The sequence below is a fragment of the Flavobacterium sp. P21 genome, assembly GCF_050632225.1.
Taxonomy (GTDB): domain Bacteria; phylum Bacteroidota; class Bacteroidia; order Flavobacteriales; family Flavobacteriaceae; genus Flavobacterium.
Genome location: NZ_CP192585.1, coordinates 2,054,903 through 2,078,575, shown reverse-complemented (window position 1 = coordinate 2,078,575; position 23,673 = coordinate 2,054,903). Strand labels below are relative to the sequence as shown.

The window sequence follows — 23,673 nt, the reverse complement described above, 5'->3', positions numbered from 1 at the left end:
GACAAGACTTTCATAAATCTTGCTTCTTGCTTCTTTTTTCTACATTATCTTTACTTACTGATAGACGAATTCGTTTTTGATTCTTCTAATTTTATCGCTGTCAATTCTCTTTTTGCTTCTTCAACCACATCCGGAAAATCCGTAAAGTTGTTGATCACGTTGTCAAGAATATAAGTAGCCTGATAACTATCCTTTAATCCGTAGAAATTTTTCGCCATTAAAACCAATCCTTTTGCTCCATAATATTTGTATGCCGAATAATTTTTTGCCAGTTTTTGAACTGCAACATTCGAAGCATCAAATTTTCCTTCTTTAGTTTTAAAATAAGCATCATAATACAAAGCTTCTGCCGCTAATTCTCCTTTTGAAGTTGTCGAAAGTTTTGCATAAGCCGCTTTTGCCTTGTCTTCATTTCCTGTTTGCATCATGCGCGCGAGCTACAATAATTTGCGCATCGGCTTTTACGCCAGCATCTGCTTTTGGATTTTCTAACACTTTATCAGCAAGCAATAACCGAATTGTCATAATCTTTTTTGTCATAATAACATTTCATCAGATTAGCTTGCGCGAAGTTTTTATTTTGAGAATTATCTGCTTCATTTTCCAAACGCACTAAAACCGGAATCGCCTTATCGCAATCTTTTGTTTTTAAATAAATCTGCGCCAATTTGTTTAATGATTGTTCGCTAAATTCATTTCGTGGCTGTCCGATTACATATTGATAATTTGAAATCGATTTTGTCTCTAGACCATCAGCATAATACAATTGAGCCAAGTAGAAATTTGCTTCTAAAGCATGCAATCCCGAAGGAAATTTGCTTACATAACCTGCAAAACCTGTAATCGCGCCTTTGCTGTTGCTTTGGCTGTATTGTTTGTAAGCGAGCATCATAAGTATCATTATCCAATTCTGCATCTGTAACCGAAACGAAATCCAAAGTTCGCACCCAAGTCGCATATTCATCTACTTTCCCAGAATCAACATAAATCAATCTTGCTGTTGAAACTGCCTCTAAGGCTTCTGGCGTTTTAGGAAAATCAGCCGCAACTTTTTTGAATTTGGCCAAAGCCAATTCATCACGATCTGAATTGTAATAAATCAAACCTTGCTTTAAGATTGATTTTGAAGTAAACAAACCATTTGGATATTCTGAAATCAGCTGATCATAGGTTTTAATTGCCAAATCATTTTTCTTATCGGCAACATAAGTATTTCCTAATTCAAACAAAACATCATCACGATATTCTGATTTTTTATACATTTTCAAAAAGTTGTTCAACTCATTGATTTTTTGATCATTTTTTGACATAAAACCATAAGAAAGTGCTTTTTGAAACTGCGCATAATCAGCATCAACTCCTTTTGCATCAATTGCTTTTCCGTATGCTTCCATTGCTTGAGAATATTTTGAATTCACAAAACGAGAATCTCCCAAACGCAAATACGAATCAGTTAAACGCGATTTATCAGAAGGCGAATTATCAATCTGAGCTTGAAATGAACTTGCCGCCGAATCGTATTCTTTCAATTTGAAATAGGTATATCCAATATTGTAATTGATGTTTTTATATTCATCAGTAGATTTTGTCTGCAGACAAGGCCGGCAAACTGTTTATAAGTCAATAAAGCATTTTTAAAATCATCTGAAAGATATTCTGTTTCAGCTTTCCAGAAAGTAGCACGTGCCGTAAATTCTGGCGTTTTTTGTTCGCTCATAGCACTTTTAAACATCTTTCCTGCTTCTGTATAATTCGATTCATTATACAGCTCCAAACCTCTATAAAACAGAACTTTCTGATATGCGGCTTTATTTTCGGCTGTTCTGTTTTTTTCCAATAAAGCCAAAGCTTCTTTGTAGTTTTTTGTCGAAATATACGAGTCAACCAAAAGTTTTTCAACTTCAGCTCTGCTAGAATTATTTGGATATTTTTTTAAGAAATCAAGCAAAATTCCAGGAACAGTTTGATACGCATTTCCAATATCATAACTCAATTTAGCATAATTCAACAGCGCATCTTCTTGGATTTGAGCATTAAATTCCATTTCAGAAGCATTTTTAAACGCGTTCAAAGCTTCTTGTTTTTTGCCAGTATTCAAATAACTTAAACCTAAATGGTAATAAGCATTTTGAGCCACGAAATCTTTTCCTTCAATAATTTTGTTGAACTGAGAAATCGCTTTTTCGTAATCTTTTTGCTCGTAATAAGCATAACCCAATTGATAAAAATCGGTATTATTCCATTTTCCTTTTTTACCTGCGTAAAGTTCTAGATACGGAATCGCTTTGCCATATTGCTTTAAATTGAAATAACTTTCTCCGATTATTTTATTCAGTTCCGATTTTTCCATTTCATTAGATTTTGCCATCGCTTTTTGGCCTAAATCAATTGCTTTTTGGAAATTTCCTAGCTTGAAATTCATATCAGCTTGATAATACGAAAGCTTTTCTTTGTATTTTTCTTCGCCTGAAACTTCATCAAAATATTTGGTTGCTTCTTTGTAATCGTCGCCTTCATAAGCCATGAATCCTAAATAATATTTGGCTTGAGAACCATATTCAGGAGAATTTACGACTTTATTAAAATACGTTGTCGCTTCTTTTTCTTTTTAGCATTAAAAAAGCTGTATCCTTTTTGGAAATTAAATTTATCTGAATCAGCTTTGCTCATATAACTTTCATCCACTTTGTCAAACCATTGCAAAGCTTTTGGATAATTTGCTTGTTCGAAGAAATATTGAGCCACTTCAATATATGCCTGATTTTGTTTAGTGCTTGTTGGATAATCATCCACAAACTTTTCCATCAATGCATCCGCATTTGGCTGATTGGTTCTGATAGCACAATTTGCGATATAATAAGCGCAATCTGATTTTACTTCTTCAGTTGGCGCCGTATTATTTTTTACATATTCAAAAATATGTTGTGCCGATGCATATTGTTTGTCATTGTATAAAGCCACTGCTTTATCAAAATCCTTTAATTCGTAAGTATATATAGCTGATTTTTGTGCCGAAACCGTGGTCGAAATAAGAATAATTTGGAGTAAAAAGAACCAGGAAAGTCTACGCATTTTAGTTTTATTTAGTATTCAAATTTATCATTTTATACCGTTTATAACGAAACGTTTCCGGCTTTTATTATAAACAAATCTTTAACAGAGCATATTTTAGAACACAATAAAAAACGATTTTTAACCATATAAGTTATATAAGTTATTATAAGCTAGGTGGTTTTCGTAGACGAACCAAAATGAACTTCCATTACTTATATGGTGCAAATTTTCATTTCATTTTTTAGAATTTTTCTTAAGAAATGATTGAAATTTATTTTGAATCCAATCGTTATCTTATTACTTTTACCAATCAAATCAATTTTATTATGTCACAAACCGTACTATCTCTTAAAGAAGTCACTATATATCAAGAAGGAAGAAAAATTATATCTCATATTAATTTAGATGTTCAACATGGTGAATTTATCTACATCATTGGAAAAACAGGTTCTGGAAAAAGTAGTTTCTTAAAAACTTTATATGCAGATTTGCCTTTAATTGAAGGTGAAGGCCACATTGTAGAATTTGATTTAGCAACTTTAAAAGAAAATGATATTCCGTATTTGAGACGTAAAATCGGGATTGTGTTTCAGGATTTCAAATTGCTTCCAGACCGTTCTGTAAAAGACAATATGATTTTTGTTTTAAAAGCAACCGGATGGACAGAAAAGGAAGCAATGGAGCACAAAATCGACGAGGTTTTGAATAAAGTTGGAATGAAAGATTTCCTAAATAAAATGCCTCACCAGCTTTCTGGAGGTGAACAACAGCGTGTTGCGATTGCAAGAGCTTTGCTTAACGATCCAGAATTTATCCTTGCTGATGAACCTACAGGAAACCTTGATCCTCAAACAAGTTCAGAGGTTTTAGAAGTATTAAAAAACATCAACGCTCTTGGCAAAACAGTTATCATGGCAACGCACGATTATGCTTTATTGATGAAATTCCCATCAAAAACATTGAAATGCGAAGATGAAAGAATCTTCGAAGTAGTGCAAAGAAGCGTGTAATGCTTTCCATTTTAATTCCGGTTTTTAATTATAATGTTTTACCGCTCGTTAACGAACTCGTAAAGCGATGCAACTCGTGCGGAATTACTTTTGAAATTCTTTGTCAGGACGATGCATCACAATCAGAATTACACATTCAAAACCAAGAAATTAATTCTTTTCTGAATTGTTCATTTTTTACAAATGAAACTAATTTAGGAAGAGGAAAAAACATCAATTCGTTAGCGCAAAAAGCAAAATACAATTGGCTTTTGATTTTAGACTGCGATACTTTTCCAGCCAAAAATAATTTCATTAAAAACTATATTTCAGCAATTTCAGAATCAAAAAATATTCTTTTTGGTGGCATTATATATGACGAAAAAAAGCCAGAAAAAGAACAGCTATTGCGTTGGATTTATGGACAAGAAAGAGAGATTTCGGCCGTTTTGAGTTCTAATTTATTAATCAAAAAAGACATTTTTCTTCAATTTCCTTTTGATGAAGAAATTACAAAATACGGCTATGAAGATTTGCTTTTCTTTTCGGTTTTAAAAAGAAATCATTTTGAAGTTTTTCAAATTGAAAACCCAACTTTTCATCTGAATTTAGAAACATCCAAATTGTTTTTATCAAAAACCAAAACGGCTTTAGAGAACTTAGTTTTTCTTTATAATTCGAATAAAATTTCGAAAGCAGACAGTAAAATCATTAAAGCTTTTGATTTTCTTAAAAACTTAAAATTAACTGGTTTTGTAAAATTTATTTTCGACAAGAATAAAAATAAAATCGAACAAAATTTACTTTCTGAAAAACCATCTTTATTTCTTTTTGACCTTTATAAATTAGGATATTTTTGTTATCTGAAAGTCCAGAGTTCCAGCGGGGCGAAATATTTATAGCAAATAATTTAGAATTGCTACAAAGCTCCAGCGGAGCGAAATCTTTGTGTTCAAAAATATCACCCCGATGGGGTTTTCTTAAAAACCTAGAATGCTTTTCTATAAATATTGCGTCCCACTGGGACTAAAAAGCAATGAATCTCACTAGGAATTAAATAATTTTTATGTTTTCTAGAAACTGCCTCCACTGCTCCATTATTTTTTCAACTGAATAATTTTCAGATGTTGCTTTTGCATTCTTTCCAAATTCAAATCTTGCTTCTTCATTTTCAATCAAAAAAGCAAGTTTTTCAACATACATTTCAAAATTATTATCTGGAATCAAAAAACCATTTTCTTTATTTATAATAATCGTTCTTGGACCAATTGGACAATCATAAGCAATACACGGAATCCCAAACGACATTGCTTCCAATAAAACCATAGGAAATCCTTCTGATCTCGAAGTCATTACGTAAATCGAAGATTCTAAATATTTCTCTTCTATATTTTTGGCGAAAGAAAAATAATTTATGTTTGGTGTTTTTTCTAAAGAATCAATTTCATCTGTATAAATATCCAGAATCCAATCCGGATGTTTTTCGCTCATTTTTTTCCAAATCAACAATAATCGATCTAACCCTTTTTCATAGGAATTTCGGGCAATGGCAATTACTTTTTTACTTTTTAAATCCGAAGTTTTTTCATCTTTAATCCAAGAAGGATTCGGAATTACGATTCCGTTTTTTATGTTCCATTCTCTCAAACTTTCTTCAGAAAGTGCTACTATATTTGCAAATTTTTGCGCCCCAAAATCTTTAAATCGATATTTTATTTTCTGAATTGATTTAGAAACGAAATCTGTTTTCAAAACGTTTTCTTCGACAAATTTTGAACCGTGAACTTCAAAAACAATTGGTCTTTTTGTTTTGACAATAAACGGAAAAACAAAGGCTTTCAAACCATTGTCGGCAACTAAAATTACGTCTGGTTTGATTTCTTGAATGGTTTGATTTATTTGTTTTTGATAGGATTTTAAAAACTGAAAAGCGTTTCCTTTTAAAATCATATTATGAAAGACAATCTCAGAATTGAAGTCATAAAAAAGCAAGTCATTTTCTTCATTTTGAGATAAAATATGAACTTCATAATTAAAATGCTCTACAAAATAATTCGCCTTAATCGACAAGACGCGCGCAACTCCGCCGGAATTTTTTATTTTGGGAACAATATAAAGAAGCTTCATTTTTTAGATTTCAGAAAAGTTTCATAATCCCGAATATAATCGGTTTCTTCAAAAACATCTGAAGCCAAAACAAGACAAACTGAACCTGAAGAAAAATTTTCAAGTTCGCGCCAAATTCCTTTTGGCAAATGCAAACCAATATTTGGCTTGTTCAGCAAATAGCTTTTTTTGTCTTTTCCATCGTTTACAATCACTTCAAAACTGCCACTTAAAGCAATCAAAACTTCATGTTGCTCAATGTGTGAATGTCCGCCGCGAAAAGCAGTGCTAGGAACATCAAAAAGATAATAAACGCGTTTGAATTCAAAAGGCAAAACGCCATTTTGAATAAAAGCCAAATTTCCGCTCAAGTCTTCGACAACGGGAATTTTTAATAATGAAATATCTTGAACTGTTGTCATATATTTAATGTTCCTGCAACAAATTTAGCCATTGCTGTCCAATTTTTTCCAATAAAAATGGATCGATACTATTCTGCGAATTTTGACGGCATTTTTGATATAAATCTTTACTAGAAATCAATAAATTTAGAGCTTCTGTCAATTTTTGCCAATTCTGATTTTCGACTAAAATGCCATTTTCAAAATTAACAATCATATCTCTCGGCCCAAAATCACAGTCAAAAGAAACAACCGGAATTTCGCAGGCCAAAGCTTCTAAAATAACATTCGGGAAACCTTCATTTTTACTGCATAAAACTAAAAATTTAGCTCTGCACAAATATTTAAACGGATTATTTTGATATCCTAAAAGATGCACAAAATCTTGAATTTGATGATCTGATATTGCTTTTTGAAGTTTTGATTCGTAACCATTTCCAACAATCACCAAATGGATTTGTTTCTCAACCAAATCAGATTTTGCATAACTTGAAATCAGTTTGTCAAACTGTTTTATTTCGTTTTCATATTGTCCAATTGCAATTATATAATCAAATGCAATGTCTATTTTTTCAATTTGCTTTTTCACAATTTCTTCTAAATAAACTGGATTATGAATTGTGACTACATTTTGCAATTTATGTTTCGTCTCAATCAGCGTTTTCATTTCATCTGTAAGCGCCACATTTGCCAGACAATGATTGTACATTAATCGTGTCAGCCATGAATTATTGGGCATATAATGATCAATCAAAAAACTATGAACGGTAAAAATTGTCTTGGCATTATAGATAAATCGGGCCAAAATAAGCTCCTGAATAACTTTCGTGCGGAAACGGAAATCAATTATAAAATCAAAATGATTTTCGTTCAAATACTTTTTTAAAGCCTTTAAACGCTTTATTTTATTAAAAATTCCATTTGATTTATTCTTCAGCAAACCCAAATTCACCAATTTCCCCAAATACGGAAAACTTACTTCATCCAAAACAATAATAATATCGACTTCAAAACCTTTATGATGAAAAAAGATGGACAAATTTGCCATTACTTTGTCGCTCCCGCCTCCGCTAAGACGGTATCCAATTAAAGCAATTTTCTTTTTTTGTGAGTCGATATCATTCGTGATTTCTTATTTTCGTATCAAATATAACTCTTTAAAATAAAATACGATTTAGAACCATTAAGGCATTAAGTTGCATAAAGTTTTTGGCTTAATTTTCTTAACGGAGAAAATTAAGCTTATGTTGAACTTAATTTCCTTAATATCTTAATGGTAAAACAAAAAACATGAAGAATAATTCATTGGTGACCATTATTTGCTTGTGCTACAATCATGAAAAATTTGTTGTGGAGAGTTTATTTTCTGCGCTGAACCAAGATTATTCTGCCATTGAAATCATTATTGTTGATGATTTTAGTACGGACAATTCCAGAGATGTCATTAAAAATTTCCTTGTCGATTATCCCCAAATTCAGTTTATTGAAAATGAAATAAATTTAGGAAGTACAAAATCTTTTAATAAAGCATTGAAACTAGCCAAAGGTGATTTTATAATTGATTTGGCTTGCGATGATGTTTTATTACCAAATTGTGTTTCATTGCAAATAAAAGCCTTTCAGAAAAACACATTTAAAAACCTCGGAATTGTTTACGGAAATGCCGAATTAATTACTGAAAATGGCAATCATGATTCGTATTATTTTCCAGTTGATTCAAATAAAAAAACAATTGAAAAACGAAAAACCAGAGATATTTATTTAAGCGTAATTTCAGGTGGAAACAGTATTTGCTCCGTTTCTTCGATGGTTAAAAAATCTGTTTTTGATGATTTAAATGGTTATGATGAAAATCTGGCTTATGAAGATTTAGACCTTTGGATTCGTGCTTCTCGTAAATACGAATTTGATTTTATTGATGAAATTTTGATCAAAAAACGAATTTCTGACAACTCTTTAGGAACTCATTTTTTTATTAAAAACGATTCACGATCCAGAAAAATAAATTATTCTACGTATTTGATAATCAAAAAAGCAATTTCGTTAAACCAAACAAAAGAAGAACATAAAGCGATTTTGAAACGCATTCATTTTGAAATGATTTTGGTGTTTAAAACTTCGAATTTTAAATTATTGTTCCGATATATTGTATTGGAAATAAAGCAACGAATTAAAATATTTTTATCTTTTGAATAAATTATTAGCCACGAATTCACCAATTATTTTTAAAATAAAATTCGTGAATTCGTGGCTATTTTTCTTCATTAAATCGTCAAAAAATCATCTAGTAGCTCTTTTTCTCCCTCCCAATCACGAGAAATATTTGTTTTGATTAATTTGGCAGGAATTCCACCAATTAAAATATTATTCCCCCACGAAGTATAATCTTTATTGCAAAAACTATTTGTCGCAATCGTGCAAAAATCAGGCGTTTCGGTGTTTTTCATAATCGAAATTCGGCTTCCGCTATAATTGTAGTTTCCAATAAAAATTGGTCCTGTTTTCCGTTGTTTTTCTCCAGTAACCGTATCAATCATATCATGAAAATTGGTGTCTATAATTTGGCTTTCAGCTCCTAAACGAACGTAGTTTCCCAGAACAACTTTCTCTAAACAAATCAATTTTCCGCCGGTTCCCATTGAAGACATATTGCCAAATTCGCAATATCCGTTTTCACCAATAAATACAAAATAATCTTTTCCAAATTGCGCGTGGCCTTTAAAAACCATTTTCCCCTGAATATTGATTTCTCCTATTCCTTTCGCAACCGTATTCAATTCATAAGGCTGACCAAAACCGATCATTCCTCTTTTGATGTTTCCCTCAATTTGAATTTCTCCAGAAATGGAAGTTAATTTTACTCTTTTATAAAAGAAAACCGGAAGCTTTTTTGCAATTTCAAAAGGAAACTTCTTGAAATTAAAATACAGCGTTTTGGTCCAGTTTACTGAATAGTAAAACCGGAATTTGTGATAAAATGAGCGACATTTTCTATACGTACTCTTAATCATTTTTATCTTTTTTTCGCTGAACAAATGACGTAAATATTTCGCTTAAATTCATCTTTTTATTGATTTCATAAAAACTAAAACCAAAAGAAACTAAAATCATTAGTGAAAACAAACTATATTTAAAAATCTCATTTTCGATAAATCGCAACAAGAATGAAACGATACATATGACAAAACAAATAAAATAGATTTGGTAAAATTCTTTTTGAAAATAAAAATTATATCGGTTTTTGGTAATGATTTTCAGTCCAATAAAATGACATAAAAAGTAAAGGCAGAAACTAATTCCCAAACCTTCCAAACCATAAAAATAATACCCGGCAATATTCATTAATAAAGACAAAGTATTGAAACCAATAGCGGTTTTAATAAACATTTTCGAATCGCCTTTTGCAATCAAAATAAATCCCATTGACCAGGAAACGGCACGAAATAACATCCCGATAATTCCGGCACAAATCATAGGAATAATAACTTCAAATTTTGAAGTATAAATTACTTTTACAATTAATGAGCTTAAAACCAAAAACAAAACAATAACAGGCGTAATAATTAAAACTGAAATAAAAGCCTGTTGCTGAACGCTTTCTCTGACTTTATCATTATCTGTATTTATAGAGGCTAATTTTGGGAAATAATCCGTGCTCATAACTGTGAAAATAATCCCGACATAGGAATTCAGCAGAGTAAAGCCGGCGTTATAAAAACCAACTTGTTCTAAACCGCCCATTTTTCCAACATAAATTTGAACCAAATATGTTGACAAAAGCGTCAAAACACTGCTAATTGTTAGCATAAAGCCTAATTTCACAATCAGTTTACTTTCAATTAAAAAAAGCGAATTGGGTATTTTTTCCTTTTCAATTTTAATTTTATTCGAATAATAAAATGAAAAAAGCAAAGCTGAAAATGAAGCAATTATAATGGTTGGAAGAATGGCATCAATTTTCAGAAAATAATACAACGGAATCGAAAAAAGTAGTCCAAATAAATTACCGTATAAATTGGCTTTCGCCAAAAGTCGAAAAGATCGCAGACCTTGCAAAACGGCCAATTGTCCTGAACTTAATTGCTTGAACAAAATCGTAACCGAAAGAATTGCAAAAGCATATGTCTGACTTGAATCGCCAAAAGTCATTATGCTCAAAGCTTTCGAAAAAACAAAAGTCAGAAGCATTCCAAAAATTCCGGTAAAAAAACAATCTTTTTTACGATTTGAATGGTTTTCGCAACCGTATTCAAATCTTCATTTTTATAATTTTCAGAGATATTTTTCACCGAACTCGTTTCAATTCCGAAACCTGAAATACTGCTTAAAACTCCTAAAGTTGAGTTCAGCAAAGCGATAATTCCCATTCCGGCCGGACCGATAAAAACGGCAATTAATTTGGTACGAATTATTGAAATTAAAATCGAAAAAAACTGAACACCTCCAAAAAGTGAAGTTGTTTTTAAAATCTGCTGATATGATTTTTTATCAGACACGAATTAGTATTTATTTAAAATTTCGATAATAAAATCTACTTCTGTTTCGGTTAAAACAGGACTTATTGGCAAACTCAAAACTTCGTTGTGAATCTTTTCAGTAATTGGAAATGACAGATTATTCCAGTCTAAAAAAGCTTTTTGCTTGTGTGGCGGAATTGGATAATGAATAACCGTTTGAATGTTATTTTGAGCTAAATAATTTTGCAGAGCTTCTCTGTTTTCTGTTCGGATAACAAATAAGTGAAAAACATGATTTTCGGATAAATCCCAAAACGGAATTGCAATTTTTTCGTTTTTTATTTCTGATAAATAGCGCTTTGCAATTACTCTTCGCTTTTCATTGTCTGCGTCTAAATTGGGTAATTTTAAGTTTAAAAACCCAGCCTGAAGTTCATCTAATCTTGAATTTACGCCAATATATTCGTTGTAATATTTCCGTTCAGAACCATAATTTCGAAGCGAAAAAAGCACTTTTGCCAATTCTGAATCATTGGTTGTAATGGCGCCACCGTCGCCCAGACAGCCTAAATTTTTTCCTGGATAGAAACTATACGCTGACGCTGATTTTAGATTGTAGATTTTTGATTTTTGATTTTTGATTGCACCGTGAGATTGTGCACAATCTTCCACAATTATCAAATTATTATTTTCTGCAATCTCATTTATTTTATCCATTTCTGCTAATTGTCCGTAAAGATGAACCGCTAAAATGGCTTTTGTTTTTGAAGTTATTTTTTCTTCAATTAAATCGGGATTTAGGTTGTAGGTTTCTAATTTTGGCTCGACCAAAACCGGAACTAAATCGGCTTGCAAAATTGCCAAAATGCTGGCAATGTAAGTGTTTGCCGGAACAATAACTTCGTCGCCTTTTTTGAGTTTTCCTAATTCGATATAAGCTTTAAAAATTAGAACCAAAGCGTCAAAACCATTTCCAACGCCAACGCAAAATTGAGTTTGATTGTATTCGGCGAAAGCCCTTTCAAAAGTTTCGACTTCCTTTCCTAAAATATACCAGCCGTTTTCTAAAACCGATTTCAGTTTTTCCTGAAAAGCAGTTTCATACGGTTCGTTTATTTTTTTAAGTCTAGAAATGATATCATGTTTTTTGCTTTGCCCCATTTTTTAAATTTATCAAATAAAGTCACAAAGTTTTTTTTTTAAGCTATTCTTTATTTTTTAATCTCGCAAAGACGCGAAGTCGCTAAGCTTTTTATTTTTATTTTTTTTATAAACTTTGTGACTTCGCGACTTTGCGAGAATTTTTCCTATTGGACATAATATTTTAATCTGTAGCTATTTATTTAAATCGATTTTATAAAAATCCTGATTGTAAACTGTACAGCCTAATTCTTCTTTTTGTTGCAAAAGTCCAGCATTATAGTCCTTTTCGTTTACTGAATTTACGATTCCCATGTCAAAAAAGTGTTTTCCTTTTCGCTTGTATTTATGAATCAAATTGATGAAAAGAAAATCTAAAGCTCTTACTTTCTCGCCTTTTTCAGAAGTTGCTCCATATTGTGATTTTACCACATTTTCAGTTTCAAAAATAGTTATTCCAGCAATAATTTCATCATTTTGGCAGACTGAATATTGCTTGATTTTTTCTGGGAATCGTTGTTTTAAAAAAGTAATCTCTTCGCAAGTATGAACTGGTTTGGCATTGAATTTTTCCAGTAATCTTGGTTCTAGAACATTTTTCCAAAAAGGCTGAAACTCTTGCTCTTCGACAATATCCAAATCAAGATTTTCAATTCTTCTGAAATGCTTCATTTTGCTTTTAGAAATATGCAAAGGCGATTTTAAATCCACAACCAAATTCATTTCTTTTCTTTCTAAAACGGCATTTCTTTTAAACAAAAAAAAGTCCATTTCCTGATTTCCATTTAAAAAATAAAAAGACGGAATTGGCTTATAATGAAATGTTTCCACTTTGTTTTCTTTCAAAAAAAACAAAACAGCATCCAAAATTTCTTCTGCTTTTTCTGCTTTTAACTTTGTAGAAAACACCAAACCTCCATAGGTCAAACCTTGATGCGAGAAAACCGAATTTCCTTTTTTATTTGCTGGCAGAATTGCCTTAAGCTTTTCATTTTCGAATACTAAAAGCGAAAAATCATCAAATCGATCTTTGTGATATTCCATAAAATCGCGATGAAACAAAAAAGTTGCATTTTTAGCTTTTGCAACAAAATCGTTCCATGAATTATAATCATTTTGATCGTATTTTTTAATATTAAATTCTCTCATTTTTTAGCCACGAATTTCACGAATATCACTAATTTACTTTTGTTTCCCTATAAATTTTGAATCAAATTCCATACAATTACACCAATCAAATTCGTGAAAATTAGTGGAATTCGTGGCAGAAAAATAAATTTTCACTTATGATCAAATGCTTTTAAATGCCATTTGTATTTTACAGCCATTAATCGTACTACGATGATTACTAAAGAAGTAACCAAATACAAAATATCATCATTAAGATTTAGTTTTCGCAAACCAAAAAATACGATTCCGCCTAAAATACAAATCGTGGCATAAATTTCTTCTCTAAAAACATTTGGGATTTCATTGCACAAAATATCTCTGATAACGCCTCCAAAACAAGCTGTCATAGTTCCTAAAGCGATACAGATAACAGGATGAAGTCCAGTCAAAATTCCTCTTTCGAGACCAATTAATGTAAAAACACCAAGACCAATTGTATCAAAAAGAAACAAAGAAGTTCGAAGTTTGTCAAAACTTTTTCTGAAAAGAATAGCCAGAAAATATCCTAAAATAATCACATAAACATATTGTATATCGCGCATCCAGCCTACCGGAGTTCTTCCAATTAAGACATCACGGAGCGTTCCTCCTCCTACTGCAGTTACAAACGCAATAATAAAAACCCCAAACGGATCGAGTTTTTTATGCATTGCCGTTAAAGCGCCAGACATGGCAAAAGCCATTGTCCCAATAATATCTAGTAAGTGAAACATTTTCTATTTAGGTGCAAAGGTTCAGAGTTGCAAAGGTGCAAAGGTTCTGTTTAATTCTACTTATTTTTTAACACTATTTCTACTTCAGGGTTTATTTTTTTTATTGCTTCAAAAAATCCGCTTTTGTCTTTTGGAGAAATTACTATTGAATCAGATTTATTATATAAAATCTCCAGTCGATCAATAGAAAGTGCCGGAGCGCTCAACAAACTATTGGTTTCAGAAATTCTTTTTATTTTTTGAATGTCAATTGTAGAATTAATCAAAAAGCCGCTTTTAATTTTTAGTTTTTGTCCAACGATTGTATAGAAAGTAGTTAAGAACATGTGTACTATAAAAACTATTGTAACGAATAAAATTCCACTTGCATCCCAAACTTTATCAAAAAGTGTACTCATTAAAGCGCCTCCAAGAACAACACTTAAAAAAAGAACAAGCCAAATATCTATTTTAGATTTAAATTTTTCCATTTTTAAGCATTTTATTTTTTCACGTAAATCGGACTTCTTTTCAGCAAATATTGGACAGATTCCATCCAGCTATCTTTTACTGCCAAAAAGGGTTTACGCGTTTGAGAGTATATTTTTGTAGCATTTTTGTACATATCAAAATAAACGGTGTAATAGTAATATTGCTGATTATTTGCTGTTGTAGTCGAATAATCATTTGTGGTCACTTTTTTATTATTGTCACTCACTTTTGCATTTCCGCTGTTATATGTCGTTGCAGTTGTTCCAGTTCCAATTGTAAACGAAACTTTTGCCGCAACAATATTATCAACGCCCAATATTTTTTCAAGATCTTCAATAGGAGTTGAATCGATATTGCGGTAATCAATTCCGGCTTTGCTCAATAAACTGTTGGTTGTTCTTAAATCCTGAACCGTCAGTGGTGCAATATTTCCAGACTTATCTAATAATTTGTTATACATATCATTTTGCGCAAATTTTGCCATTTCTTCTGAACTTTGCTGGCTGTCCGAATTTAAAAACGGAACCGGCAATACCGCAATTGTATTCTGCTTTATTTCCGTCGCCGCCACATATCCTGAACCTGACGATGGCGCAGAACTGCTTCCTTGACTTACATCAAATGTCTGAGAACGCCCGCTTGCAAAATCGATTCGGGCAATTTGAGAGACATTCAGAACTATTAAAAGGGTTTCTCCAGGCAAAGAATATTCAACTGTTTTATCTGATATTTTAGAAATTGTACCTTCAATAATCGTATAATCTCTTTTTATGATTTTATCTAATTTTTTTCCGCCTTGAGCGAAAGAAAAAACACAAACAAAAAACAGTATTAATAACGCGGCGACTTTCTTAATTTTCATGGTATTTACGCTTAAGTTTTCCTACTCTTCGGCTTTTCGGTTACTCCTTTTCTAAATATTAAACTTGTTAAATTTAAAAAATTAAATCCAAATCAAGGTTAAGCCACCATTTTAAAGTAAAAAAACTAGAAGAAAAAATCTCGCAAAGACGCGAAGTCGGAAAGTTTATAATATAGCGAATGTAAAAAAGCAATCGAGTCTAAGAACAAGCTTAGCAACTCAGAAACTTAACCACTTTCCTTACATATTCTGAGTGTAGAAATTATAATCTTTCAAAACCACACGAATAAAATCGCTATTGTTTCCAGATTGATTTTTGATTCCGGTAACGCTTTCAATTTTTGCGACTAATTTTCCAATGATTTCAAAATCATTTTTAGCAATACTTTCTTGAAAGTCTCTTTGATGATTCGCATATCATTATCAGATAATTTAATTACGAGCGGATAAGTTGGCACATAAGCCGTTCCAATCTCTTCTAAAATCGTATGACTAATATCGATTTTATTTTTCAGTGTAATTACAGCTGTTCCTGTCGCCATATCACCAAAACGTTGCGTTTTACTATTTGATATTGCAGTAATTAATGCCACCAATCCATAAAATGGCGGAATAAAAAAATCGACCGTTCCAAAAACCAGCGAATCAAATAATCGCCAAACCCAGCTTGATAGCCATCAATTTTAACGACTTTTATCTTCACCAATATTTTCCCAATAGATTGTCCCTCAAAAAAACTTTCCAAGGCAAGCGAATAAAATATAAGCGGAATACCAAACAATAACACAATTGCTCTTTCTGACCAACTGTCTAAATTATCTATTATAAGACCCAGTTTCAGCCAGCTAAAAAAGACAAACCACACCACAAGAATATAGGCAATTTTGACTCCTAAATCAATAAAATAAGCACCCAATCGTTCTCCTACCGAAGCCGATATAAAATTTATTTTGACATTTTGTGTTGTGTTAATAGATAATTCTGACATATTTTATATTTTAGCCTTCAATGAGAGAAGTTGCCTTCATAAAACAAAATAAAGAAAAATGGCTGGAATTTGAGCTAGCTATTTTTGGTAAAGCTAAAAAAATCCTGACGAATTAGCTAATTTGTACATTCAAATGATGAATGATTTGTCGTATGCACAAACGTATTATCCTAAAAGTAAAACCGTTATTTACTTAAATCATCTTGCATCGCAGATTTACCAAAAGATCTACAAAACCAAGAGAACAGAAAAAAACAGAATTCTCGAGTTTTTTGTAACCGAAGTTCCTTTGCTGGTATATCAATACAGACGTTACTTGATTTACGCCTTTATTTTATTTTTTGTGACCGTTTCCATTGGAGTGATCTCCGCAAAATACGACCCAAATTTTGTTCGTCTTATTCTCGGTGATGATTATGTCAATCAAACTTTAGAAAACATTAAAAAAGGAAATCCAATGGCCGTTTATGGCTCTGGAAGCAATTGGGGAAGTTTTATTTCCATCACAGTAAATAATCTTTTTGTGGGTGCGAAATGCTACTTTTTTGGACTTATTGCAGGAATCGGGACCTTTTATATTAGCATGCAGAATTCAATTATGTTGGGTTCTTTTCAATATTTCTTTTATGAACAAGGCGTTTTCTGGAAAAGTGTAAGAGGAATTTGGATTCACGGCTCAATGGAAATCTTCGGAATTGTAATCGAAACCGCATGTGGATTTATTTTAGGTGCTTCTATTTTGTTTCCAAAGACATTTTCTAGATTAAATTCGTTTAAAATTGGCTTCAAAAATAGTTTCAAAATTTATTTAAGTACATTTCCGTTTACCATTGCGGCAGGATTTTTAGAAGGTTACATTACGAGATATTCTATTGATATGCCAAATTGGTTAAGCAGTTTTATTATATTATTTACTTTAGGAATAATTTCATTTTATTATTTGGTTTATCCTTTTATCGTGCACAAAAAAATACAACAATTAGCGGCCCTAAATTGACTTAATCGGAAACCATAATGAATAAGATTTTCTTCATTTTACTTTTTGTTTTCAACTGCAGTTTTTCAAATGCACAAGATTCTATTGTGGCTGAAGAACCGCCAAAAATGGCTTCGATAAAATATACCGAGAAAGATATTCAAATCGATTCAGCAACAGTTGAGCCTAAAACTTTTGAAAAAAAATTCAAAGAACGATACAAAGGCGAAGACTTTGTTTATGAGGTAAAACCTCCTGAAAAAACACTTTGGGATGATTTTCTGGAATGGCTTGCGCGCCTCTTCAGCAAAATATTTACTTTCAGCGATCATAAGTCTTCAGTAAATTTTGTAGCGATACTTTTTAAAACTTTGGCGACAATACTTGTTGTCGTTTTTATTTTTTTGATTGTAAAAGCCTTAATCAATAAAGAAGGCCAATGGATTTTTGGCAGAAATTCGCAAAAAAAGAACATCTATTACTCTGATATTGAAAAAAATATTCATCTTTTAGATTTTGAAAAACTGATTGCCGAAAACATTCAATCTGGTGAAAAAAGAATTGCAATACGATATTATTATTTGTGGTTGCTAAAAGTGATGGCACAAAATAATTACATTGATTGGGATATTGAAAAAACAAATTCGGATTATTTATACGAGATTAAAAGTCCTGCTCATAAAGAAGAATTCACATATTTATCTTATTTGTACAATTATATTTGGTATGGTGAATTTGAAATTAACGAACCTATTTTCCTGAAAGCCGAAAACCGATTTAAAAAAGCTATAAAAACCTTTAACCATGGATAGATCTATAAAAATTTACCTAGGAGTTCTGGTTTTTATTTTTGGCGTGATTTTGTTTACAGGCAAAAAAGAACCAAAACCAATTGACTGGCGCCCTACTTTTTCTGTACATGACAAAATTCCGTACGGACTGTTTGTATTTAATCAGGAAATCAACAAAGTTTTAAAAAATCAGAAAGTTGAACGAATTTCAACCGTAACGCCTTACGAATATTTAGACTCAAAATACAATCCAGACACTTTAGTTGAAGATTACCGAATAAAAGGCACTTTTATGAATATTGCCAACAACGGCGATATTGACGAGCAATCTGTAAAGGAACTTTTTTACTTTGTTTCGCGCGGGAATAGTGCGTTTTTAAGCATGCGAACTTTTCCGCAAATTTTGTTAGACAGTTTAAATCTGAAAGTTCAAAATGATTTAAAACCTGTTCACAACACTACAATTTGGATGGCAAATCCAAAAGCAAGCAAAAAGAAATACATTTTTAAGCAAGCCATTGAAGATTATTTTTCAAAAATTGATACGGCAGAAACTACTGTTTTGGGATATCAAAGCACCGCAAAAAATGAAAAGCATATCAATTTTATAAAAGTCAATTACAACGGAGGTTCTTTTTATTTGCATACACAACCGGCGGCTTTTACTAATTTTCATTTGCTGAGATACAATCACTATCAATATGTCGAAAATTTGTTGTCTCAGATTCCAAAAGGGGATATTTTTTGGTACACCAAAGGGCAAAATAACGAATCGGTTTCAGGTTCTCCGTTGCGCTATATTTTTAGTCAGCCGGCATTAAAATGGGCTTATTTGTTTGCAATATTTGGAATACTGATTTTCATTATTTTCAATGCCAAACGAAAACAACGCATTGTTCCGATACTAAAACCATTGGCAAATTTAACAGTCGATTTTACAAAAACAATCGGGAATTTATATTATCAAGAAGGTGATCACACAAATATTATCGACAAAAAAATCATTTTTTTCTTGAAAAAATGCGAAACGAATATTTGATTGACACCACAAAACTTGACGATGATTTTATTAAAAAACTGCATCACAAAACAGGAAAAAACATTGCCGACATTCAAGAGCTTGTCTTTTTGATCAATGAACATAGAAAGAGTTACCACGGAAGTCTCGAAGAAGATTTAATCCGAATTAATAATGCAATCGAAAAAGTTATACATTAGTATTTTTAATCGAAATTCACCACAAGAAAACATACCAAAACATGGACGAAAATAGCATCACAGAAAACGAAATCACAAACGAAAATGTGAATTTTGAAACCAGAATAAACTTAGCTCCTCTTTTAGAGCACGTAAATGCCATTAAAAAAGAAATTGAAACTGTAATTGTTGGGCAACATAAAATGGTCGATCAGCTTTTGGTTGCTATTTTGTCAAATGGTCATGTTTTGCTAGAAGGTGTTCCTGGTGTTGCCAAAACTATTACCGCAAAATTGCTAGCAAAAACGGTAAATATTGATTTTAGCCGAATTCAGTTTACACCAGATTTAATGCCATCAGACATTTTAGGAACTTCGATTTTCAATTTAAAAAGTTCAGAATTTGAATTTAAAAAAGGGCCTATTTTTTCTAATTTAATTTTAATTGACGAGATCAACCGTGCGCCAGCAAAAACACAAGCCGCTCTTTTTGAAGTTATGGAAGAGCGCCAAATTACAATCGATGGTTCAGCATATCAATTAGACGCTCCGTTTTTAGTAATTGCAACCCAAAACCCAATTGAGCAGGAAGGAACTTATCGTTTGCCAGAAGCGCAATTGGATCGTTTTTTATTCAAAATCGCGATTGATTATCCAAAATTAAATGAAGAAATCCTGATTATTCAGCGTGAGCATTTATTAGAAAATCATGGCAAATTAGAAGCTATAAAAGCGGTGCTTTCTGCGGCAGAAATAAAAGAATATCAAGCGTTGATAAAACAAATTAGAGTGGAGCAGAATTTATTAGAATACATTGCACGAATTGTAGTCAACACTCGTGAAAATGCCTTTTTATATTTAGGTGCTTCTCCTCGTGCGTCAATCGCTATTTTGAATGCTCGCTAAAGGTTTTGACGCTATTCGCGGACGCGATTTTGTTACTCCTGAAGATATTAAAGAAGTCGCCATTCCGGTTTTACAACATCGTGTAATCGTAGCACCAGAAAGAGAAATGGAAGGAATTACAAGTTCTGAAATTATTAAACAAATTATTGAAACGGTCGAGATTCCGAGATAATTGTTAATGATGAATGGTGAATGAAAAATGGTGAATGAAAAATATTAAAATGAAAAATTCTAAAATCTTTATTTTGTCTTGTCTTTTAATTTTGTTTGTTGGTTTTTCGACTGCAAACGCGACTCAATTACAAAACACAAAAAAGTCAATTTATTTTACAAGTGACAAACAACAGCTTGAGACATTAATAAGAAAAACTTATGAATGGGTAGAAACTAAAAACAGCAACAATGATTTTGATCCAATTGATGCTAAAAAAGGCGGTAAATATAAAGGACTAGATCAAAATTCACTTAAAAAAAGATTAGAAGAATTAAAAAGAACCAATTTCTTCTCACAGCAGTTTTTAGACAATTACAGCAAAATTGCATCAAAATTGGATGCAAATCTTAAAAACAAAAAAATTGAATGGCTTGTGGGCGATATGCCTCCTTTTGGAAATGGAGCAAATCCTTGGTGCAATTGCCAGGATTTTCCCGATGAATATTGGAAAACAATGAAAATTAAGGATCTTAAAATTGATAATAACAAAGCTAGTTTAAAATGGATTTGGTTGTGGGATGGAGTTTGGAGTGGTAACTATAAAGTTGAAGCAGTCAAAGAAAATGGAGTTTGGAAAATATCCTATTTAGAAGGTTTTGATTTTACTGAGTTTACCAAAATTTATTAATTTTTAAAGTATCTAAACTTGAAATTCATAAAAAGTCTATATCTCAACAACTTCTTTTTCTATGTGCTAACGGGCATTATAGGACTGTTTGTTTGTGCTTTTATTTTTCCGAATATCTATAATGCTGTTTGGTTTGGAGTTTTGGTTTTGATCACATTTTTGGCTCTTGATATTTTGCTTTTGTATATGACCAGAACGGGATTTGAAGCAGATCGAATTACTCCTGAAAAATTATCAAATGGAGATTTGAATCCGATAAATTTGATTCTGAAAAATCATTATACTTTTCCGGTTTCGGTTAAAATAATTGATGAGATTCCGTTTCAATTTCAGGTTCGTGATTTTAAAATCATCAAAACGGTAAAAGCTTCTGAACAAAAAGAAATCAGTTACGATTTACGCCCAACAGAACGTGGCGAATATTTTTTCGGATATTTGAATATTTACGTTTCTTCGCCTTTGCGATTAATTTCGAGAAGATTTACGTTTAATAACGACCAAATGGTTCCAACGTATCCTTCTTACATCCAATTAAGAAAATACGATTTGCTGGCTTTTTCAAACAATTTATATCAATACGGAATCAAAAAAATTCGTCGAATTGGCCACACAATGGAATTTGAACAAATTAAAGAATATGTTCAAGGCGATGATTTGCGAACAATAAACTGGAAAGCAACCGCAAAGAAAAATGCTTTGATGGTCAATCAATTTCAGGACGAAAAATCGCAATCGGTTTATATGGCGATCGATAAAGGGCGTGTAATGCAAATGCCTTTCGACGGATTAAGTTTACTGGATTATGCAATCAATTCGACTTTAGTTTTATCAAACGTAATTCTGAAAAAACAGGACAAAGCCGGGCTTTTTTCTTTTTCTAAAAAAGTAGAAAACAGAGTTTTTGCCGAAAAAAGAGGCTCGCAAATGCAAAAAATTCTGGAATCTTTGTACAACATAAAAACAGATTTTTTTGAAAGCGATTACAGCCGATTATATGTTGATATCAAAAAAAATATCAATCAAAGAAGCTTGATTATTTTGTACACCAATTTTGAAACAATGGATGGATTGAACCGACAATTACCTTATTTGAAAGGAATTGCAAAAAGCCATTTGTTAGTTGTAATCTTTTTCCAAAACACAGAACTTAATTCGATCATCAACAAAAAAACCGATACGATTCAAGAAGTTTACGACAAAATTATTGCCGAAAAATTCATGTTTGAAAAACGTTTAATTGTCAATGAACTAAAGAAATACGGAATTCATTCGGTTTTAACGCAACCTGAGAATTTGACTTTGGATGCTATTAATAAATATTTGGAAATAAAAGCGAGAGGGATTTTGTAAATCTCAAGTTTTGTATCTTATTGTTATTTTATAAAAAAAACTATCTTGGATCAATTTTATAAATTAGTTTTGGAATAAACATGAAATCTGAACAAATTTAAAACGTATCAAAAATGAAAAAAACAATTCTAATACTGTTCGTTTTATTAAGCTTCAAATCTCAAGCCCAAAAAACAGAAAACATTATCATCATCACAACAGACGGATTTAGATGGCAGGAAGTTTTTAAAGGCGTTGATCAGGCAATTGCCAATGATAAAAAATTCAATCAAGGCGACAGCGCTTACATTTATAAAAAATATGGAAGTGCCGAAATCAAAGAATCTCGTAAAAAACTAATGCCATTTTTCTGGTCTGAAATTGCTTCAAAAGGGCAAATCTATGGCAATCGCGATCTCGGAAACAAAGTCGATGTTGCCAATCCGTATTGGTTTAGTTATCCTGGATATAGCGAAATTATGACCGGAAATGTTGATGTAGCAGTAAATTCAAACGGCTATAAAGCAAATCCGAATGTAAATGTTTTGGAGTTCTTGAACAAGCAACCGAAACTTAAAGGAAAAGTTGAAGCATTTGGCGCATGGGACGCTTTTGATCGAATTTTAAATGAAGAACGAAGCGGATTTCCTGTAATTTCGGCATTTGACAAAGTAGGTGGAAACAAGCCAACTGCATCTCAAAAATTATTAAATGAAATGCGTGACAACTCTTATAAGCCGTTTCATGAAGATGAATGCCTTGATGTTTTCACACATTATCAAGCCATGGATGAACTTAAAACCAAAAAGCCAAAAGTACTTTATATTGCTTATGGAGAAACTGATGAATGGGCGCATCACGGCCAGTATCGTTCGTACTTGGATGCTCGCAAACCAAGTAGATAAATGGATTCAAGAAATATGGAATTTTGTACAAAATGATCCACAGTACAAAAATAAAACAACATTATTCATAACCGTTGACCACGGACGCGGCGACAAAGTAAAAAAACAATGGACAGATCACGGTTCAGATGTAGAAGGTGCATCGCAAATTTGGTTTGCCACAATAGGCCCAGAAATTGCTCCGAAAGGCGAAATCAAAACAGAATCACAATTTTATCAAAAACAATTTGCGCAAACTTTAGCCAAATTAATGGGATATGATTTCACAACAGACCATCCTGTTAATGAAGAGATAAAAGAAGTTTTTGAAAAATAGTTTTTTTTCTGCCACGAATTTCACGAATTACACTAATTTTAATTTGTGGAAATTAGTGTAA

22 protein-coding genes and 4 pseudogenes are annotated in these 23,673 nt (G+C 31.9%); 12 read left to right on the top strand and 14 right to left on the bottom strand.

Annotated features, from left to right (window positions below):
- Positions 1–50: 50 nt before the first annotated feature.
- Positions 51–3,072: pseudogene (locus ACQ9BO_RS10305) on the bottom strand (tetratricopeptide repeat protein).
- Between the two features lie 308 nt (positions 3,073–3,380).
- Here ACQ9BO_RS10305 and ACQ9BO_RS10300 point away from each other — a divergent pair.
- Complete coding sequence (locus tag ACQ9BO_RS10300) at positions 3,381–4,064, top strand: cell division ATP-binding protein FtsE (RefSeq protein WP_431245100.1); 684 nt, start codon at positions 3,381–3,383, stop codon at positions 4,062–4,064.
- Positions 4,064–4,945, top strand: coding sequence for a glycosyltransferase family 2 protein (locus tag ACQ9BO_RS10295; protein WP_431244624.1), 882 nt, complete (start codon positions 4,064–4,066; stop codon positions 4,943–4,945). The genes ACQ9BO_RS10300 and ACQ9BO_RS10295 overlap by 1 nt, the downstream gene beginning before the upstream one ends.
- A gap of 151 nt (positions 4,946–5,096) precedes the next feature.
- Here the strand turns inward: ACQ9BO_RS10295 and ACQ9BO_RS10290 are convergent, their stop codons facing one another.
- Genes ACQ9BO_RS10290 through ACQ9BO_RS10280 form a run of 3 tightly spaced genes read right to left on the bottom strand, consistent with a single transcriptional unit; the run spans position 5,097 to position 7,637 of the window.
- On the bottom strand, positions 5,097–6,170 hold the full coding sequence (locus tag ACQ9BO_RS10290; protein WP_431244623.1) for a glycosyltransferase family 4 protein: 1,074 nt from the start codon (positions 6,168–6,170) through the stop codon (positions 5,097–5,099).
- Complete coding sequence (locus ACQ9BO_RS10285; RefSeq protein WP_431244622.1) at positions 6,167–6,571, bottom strand: sugar 3,4-ketoisomerase; 405 nt, start codon at positions 6,569–6,571, stop codon at positions 6,167–6,169. The genes ACQ9BO_RS10290 and ACQ9BO_RS10285 overlap by 4 nt, the downstream gene beginning before the upstream one ends.
- Positions 6,572–6,575: 4 nt before the next feature.
- Positions 6,576–7,637 (bottom strand): glycosyltransferase, encoded by a 1,062-nt coding sequence (locus tag ACQ9BO_RS10280; RefSeq protein WP_431245099.1) that lies wholly within the window; start codon positions 7,635–7,637, stop codon positions 6,576–6,578.
- A 203-nt stretch (positions 7,638–7,840) separates the two neighbouring features.
- Here ACQ9BO_RS10280 and ACQ9BO_RS10275 point away from each other — a divergent pair, with 203 nt between their 5' ends.
- Positions 7,841–8,746: a glycosyltransferase family 2 protein gene (locus ACQ9BO_RS10275; protein WP_431244621.1), complete on the top strand. Its 906-nt coding sequence runs from the start codon at positions 7,841–7,843 to the stop codon at positions 8,744–8,746.
- Positions 8,747–8,814: 68 nt separating this feature from the next.
- On the opposite strand, the gene ACQ9BO_RS10270 is transcribed toward ACQ9BO_RS10275, so the two are convergent.
- The 10 genes and pseudogenes from ACQ9BO_RS10270 to ACQ9BO_RS10225 form a co-directional block, all read right to left on the bottom strand.
- A complete protein-coding gene (locus ACQ9BO_RS10270) occupies positions 8,815–9,561 on the bottom strand; it encodes an acyltransferase (RefSeq protein ID WP_431244620.1) in 747 nt (248 codons plus the stop codon).
- Positions 9,554–10,738, bottom strand: a complete 1,185-nt coding sequence (locus ACQ9BO_RS10265) for an oligosaccharide flippase family protein (protein WP_431244619.1) — start codon at positions 10,736–10,738, stop codon at positions 9,554–9,556. The genes ACQ9BO_RS10270 and ACQ9BO_RS10265 overlap by 8 nt, the downstream gene beginning before the upstream one ends.
- Entirely contained in the window at positions 10,729–11,046 is a 318-nt protein-coding gene (locus ACQ9BO_RS10260; RefSeq protein ID WP_431244618.1) for a hypothetical protein, read from the bottom strand. Before ACQ9BO_RS10260 ends, ACQ9BO_RS10265 begins: the two co-directional genes overlap by 10 nt.
- Positions 11,047–11,049: 3 nt before the next feature.
- A pseudogene (locus tag ACQ9BO_RS10255) lies at positions 11,050–12,149 on the bottom strand (DegT/DnrJ/EryC1/StrS family aminotransferase).
- 193 nt (positions 12,150–12,342) lie between these two features.
- Positions 12,343–13,296, bottom strand: a complete 954-nt coding sequence (locus ACQ9BO_RS10250) for a FemAB family protein (protein WP_431244617.1) — start codon at positions 13,294–13,296, stop codon at positions 12,343–12,345.
- A gap of 131 nt (positions 13,297–13,427) precedes the next feature.
- Positions 13,428–14,030 (bottom strand): trimeric intracellular cation channel family protein, encoded by a 603-nt coding sequence (locus ACQ9BO_RS10245; protein ID WP_431244616.1) that lies wholly within the window; start codon positions 14,028–14,030, stop codon positions 13,428–13,430.
- A gap of 56 nt (positions 14,031–14,086) precedes the next feature.
- Positions 14,087–14,500: a PH domain-containing protein gene (locus ACQ9BO_RS10240; RefSeq protein WP_431244615.1), complete on the bottom strand. Its 414-nt coding sequence runs from the start codon at positions 14,498–14,500 to the stop codon at positions 14,087–14,089.
- 11 nt (positions 14,501–14,511) lie between these two features.
- Positions 14,512–15,363: a hypothetical protein gene (locus tag ACQ9BO_RS10235; RefSeq protein ID WP_431244614.1), complete on the bottom strand. Its 852-nt coding sequence runs from the start codon at positions 15,361–15,363 to the stop codon at positions 14,512–14,514.
- A gap of 347 nt (positions 15,364–15,710) precedes the next feature.
- Positions 15,711–15,956: a hypothetical protein gene (locus ACQ9BO_RS10230; protein ID WP_431244613.1), complete on the bottom strand. Its 246-nt coding sequence runs from the start codon at positions 15,954–15,956 to the stop codon at positions 15,711–15,713.
- Entirely contained in the window at positions 15,947–16,351 is a 405-nt protein-coding gene (locus ACQ9BO_RS10225) for an RDD family protein (protein ID WP_431244612.1), read from the bottom strand. The genes ACQ9BO_RS10230 and ACQ9BO_RS10225 overlap by 10 nt, the downstream gene beginning before the upstream one ends.
- Positions 16,352–16,371: 20 nt before the next feature.
- Here ACQ9BO_RS10225 and ACQ9BO_RS10220 point away from each other — a divergent pair.
- From ACQ9BO_RS10220 to ACQ9BO_RS10180, 9 genes and pseudogenes are all read left to right on the top strand, one after another.
- Positions 16,372–17,348: pseudogene (locus ACQ9BO_RS10220) on the top strand (stage II sporulation protein M).
- 17 nt (positions 17,349–17,365) lie between these two features.
- Positions 17,366–18,139 (top strand): DUF4129 domain-containing protein, encoded by a 774-nt coding sequence (locus ACQ9BO_RS10215; protein ID WP_431244611.1) that lies wholly within the window; start codon positions 17,366–17,368, stop codon positions 18,137–18,139.
- The gene (locus ACQ9BO_RS10210; RefSeq protein ID WP_431244610.1) at positions 18,132–19,157 is read left to right on the top strand and encodes a DUF4350 domain-containing protein; all 1,026 of its coding nucleotides are present in this window, start codon (positions 18,132–18,134) and stop codon (positions 19,155–19,157) included. The genes ACQ9BO_RS10215 and ACQ9BO_RS10210 overlap by 8 nt, the downstream gene beginning before the upstream one ends.
- A complete protein-coding gene (locus tag ACQ9BO_RS10205; protein WP_431244609.1) occupies positions 19,139–19,336 on the top strand; it encodes a hypothetical protein in 198 nt (65 codons plus the stop codon). Before ACQ9BO_RS10210 ends, ACQ9BO_RS10205 begins: the two co-directional genes overlap by 19 nt.
- A 41-nt stretch (positions 19,337–19,377) precedes the next feature.
- Positions 19,378–20,392 (top strand): annotated as a pseudogene (locus ACQ9BO_RS10200) (AAA family ATPase).
- A 49-nt stretch (positions 20,393–20,441) separates the two neighbouring features.
- Positions 20,442–21,062 carry a hypothetical protein gene (locus ACQ9BO_RS10195; protein WP_431244608.1) on the top strand — a complete coding sequence of 207 codons (621 nt, stop codon included), beginning with the start codon at positions 20,442–20,444 and terminating at the stop codon, positions 21,060–21,062.
- Positions 21,063–21,080: 18 nt separating this feature from the next.
- A complete protein-coding gene (locus tag ACQ9BO_RS10190) occupies positions 21,081–22,412 on the top strand; it encodes a DUF58 domain-containing protein (RefSeq protein WP_431244607.1) in 1,332 nt (443 codons plus the stop codon).
- Between the two features lie 113 nt (positions 22,413–22,525).
- Positions 22,526–23,296: a hypothetical protein gene (locus tag ACQ9BO_RS10185; RefSeq protein ID WP_431244606.1), complete on the top strand. Its 771-nt coding sequence runs from the start codon at positions 22,526–22,528 to the stop codon at positions 23,294–23,296.
- Positions 23,274–23,612, top strand: coding sequence for a hypothetical protein (locus tag ACQ9BO_RS10180; RefSeq protein ID WP_431244605.1), 339 nt, complete (start codon positions 23,274–23,276; stop codon positions 23,610–23,612). Before ACQ9BO_RS10185 ends, ACQ9BO_RS10180 begins: the two co-directional genes overlap by 23 nt.
- The last annotated feature ends 61 nt before the right edge of the window (positions 23,613–23,673 follow it).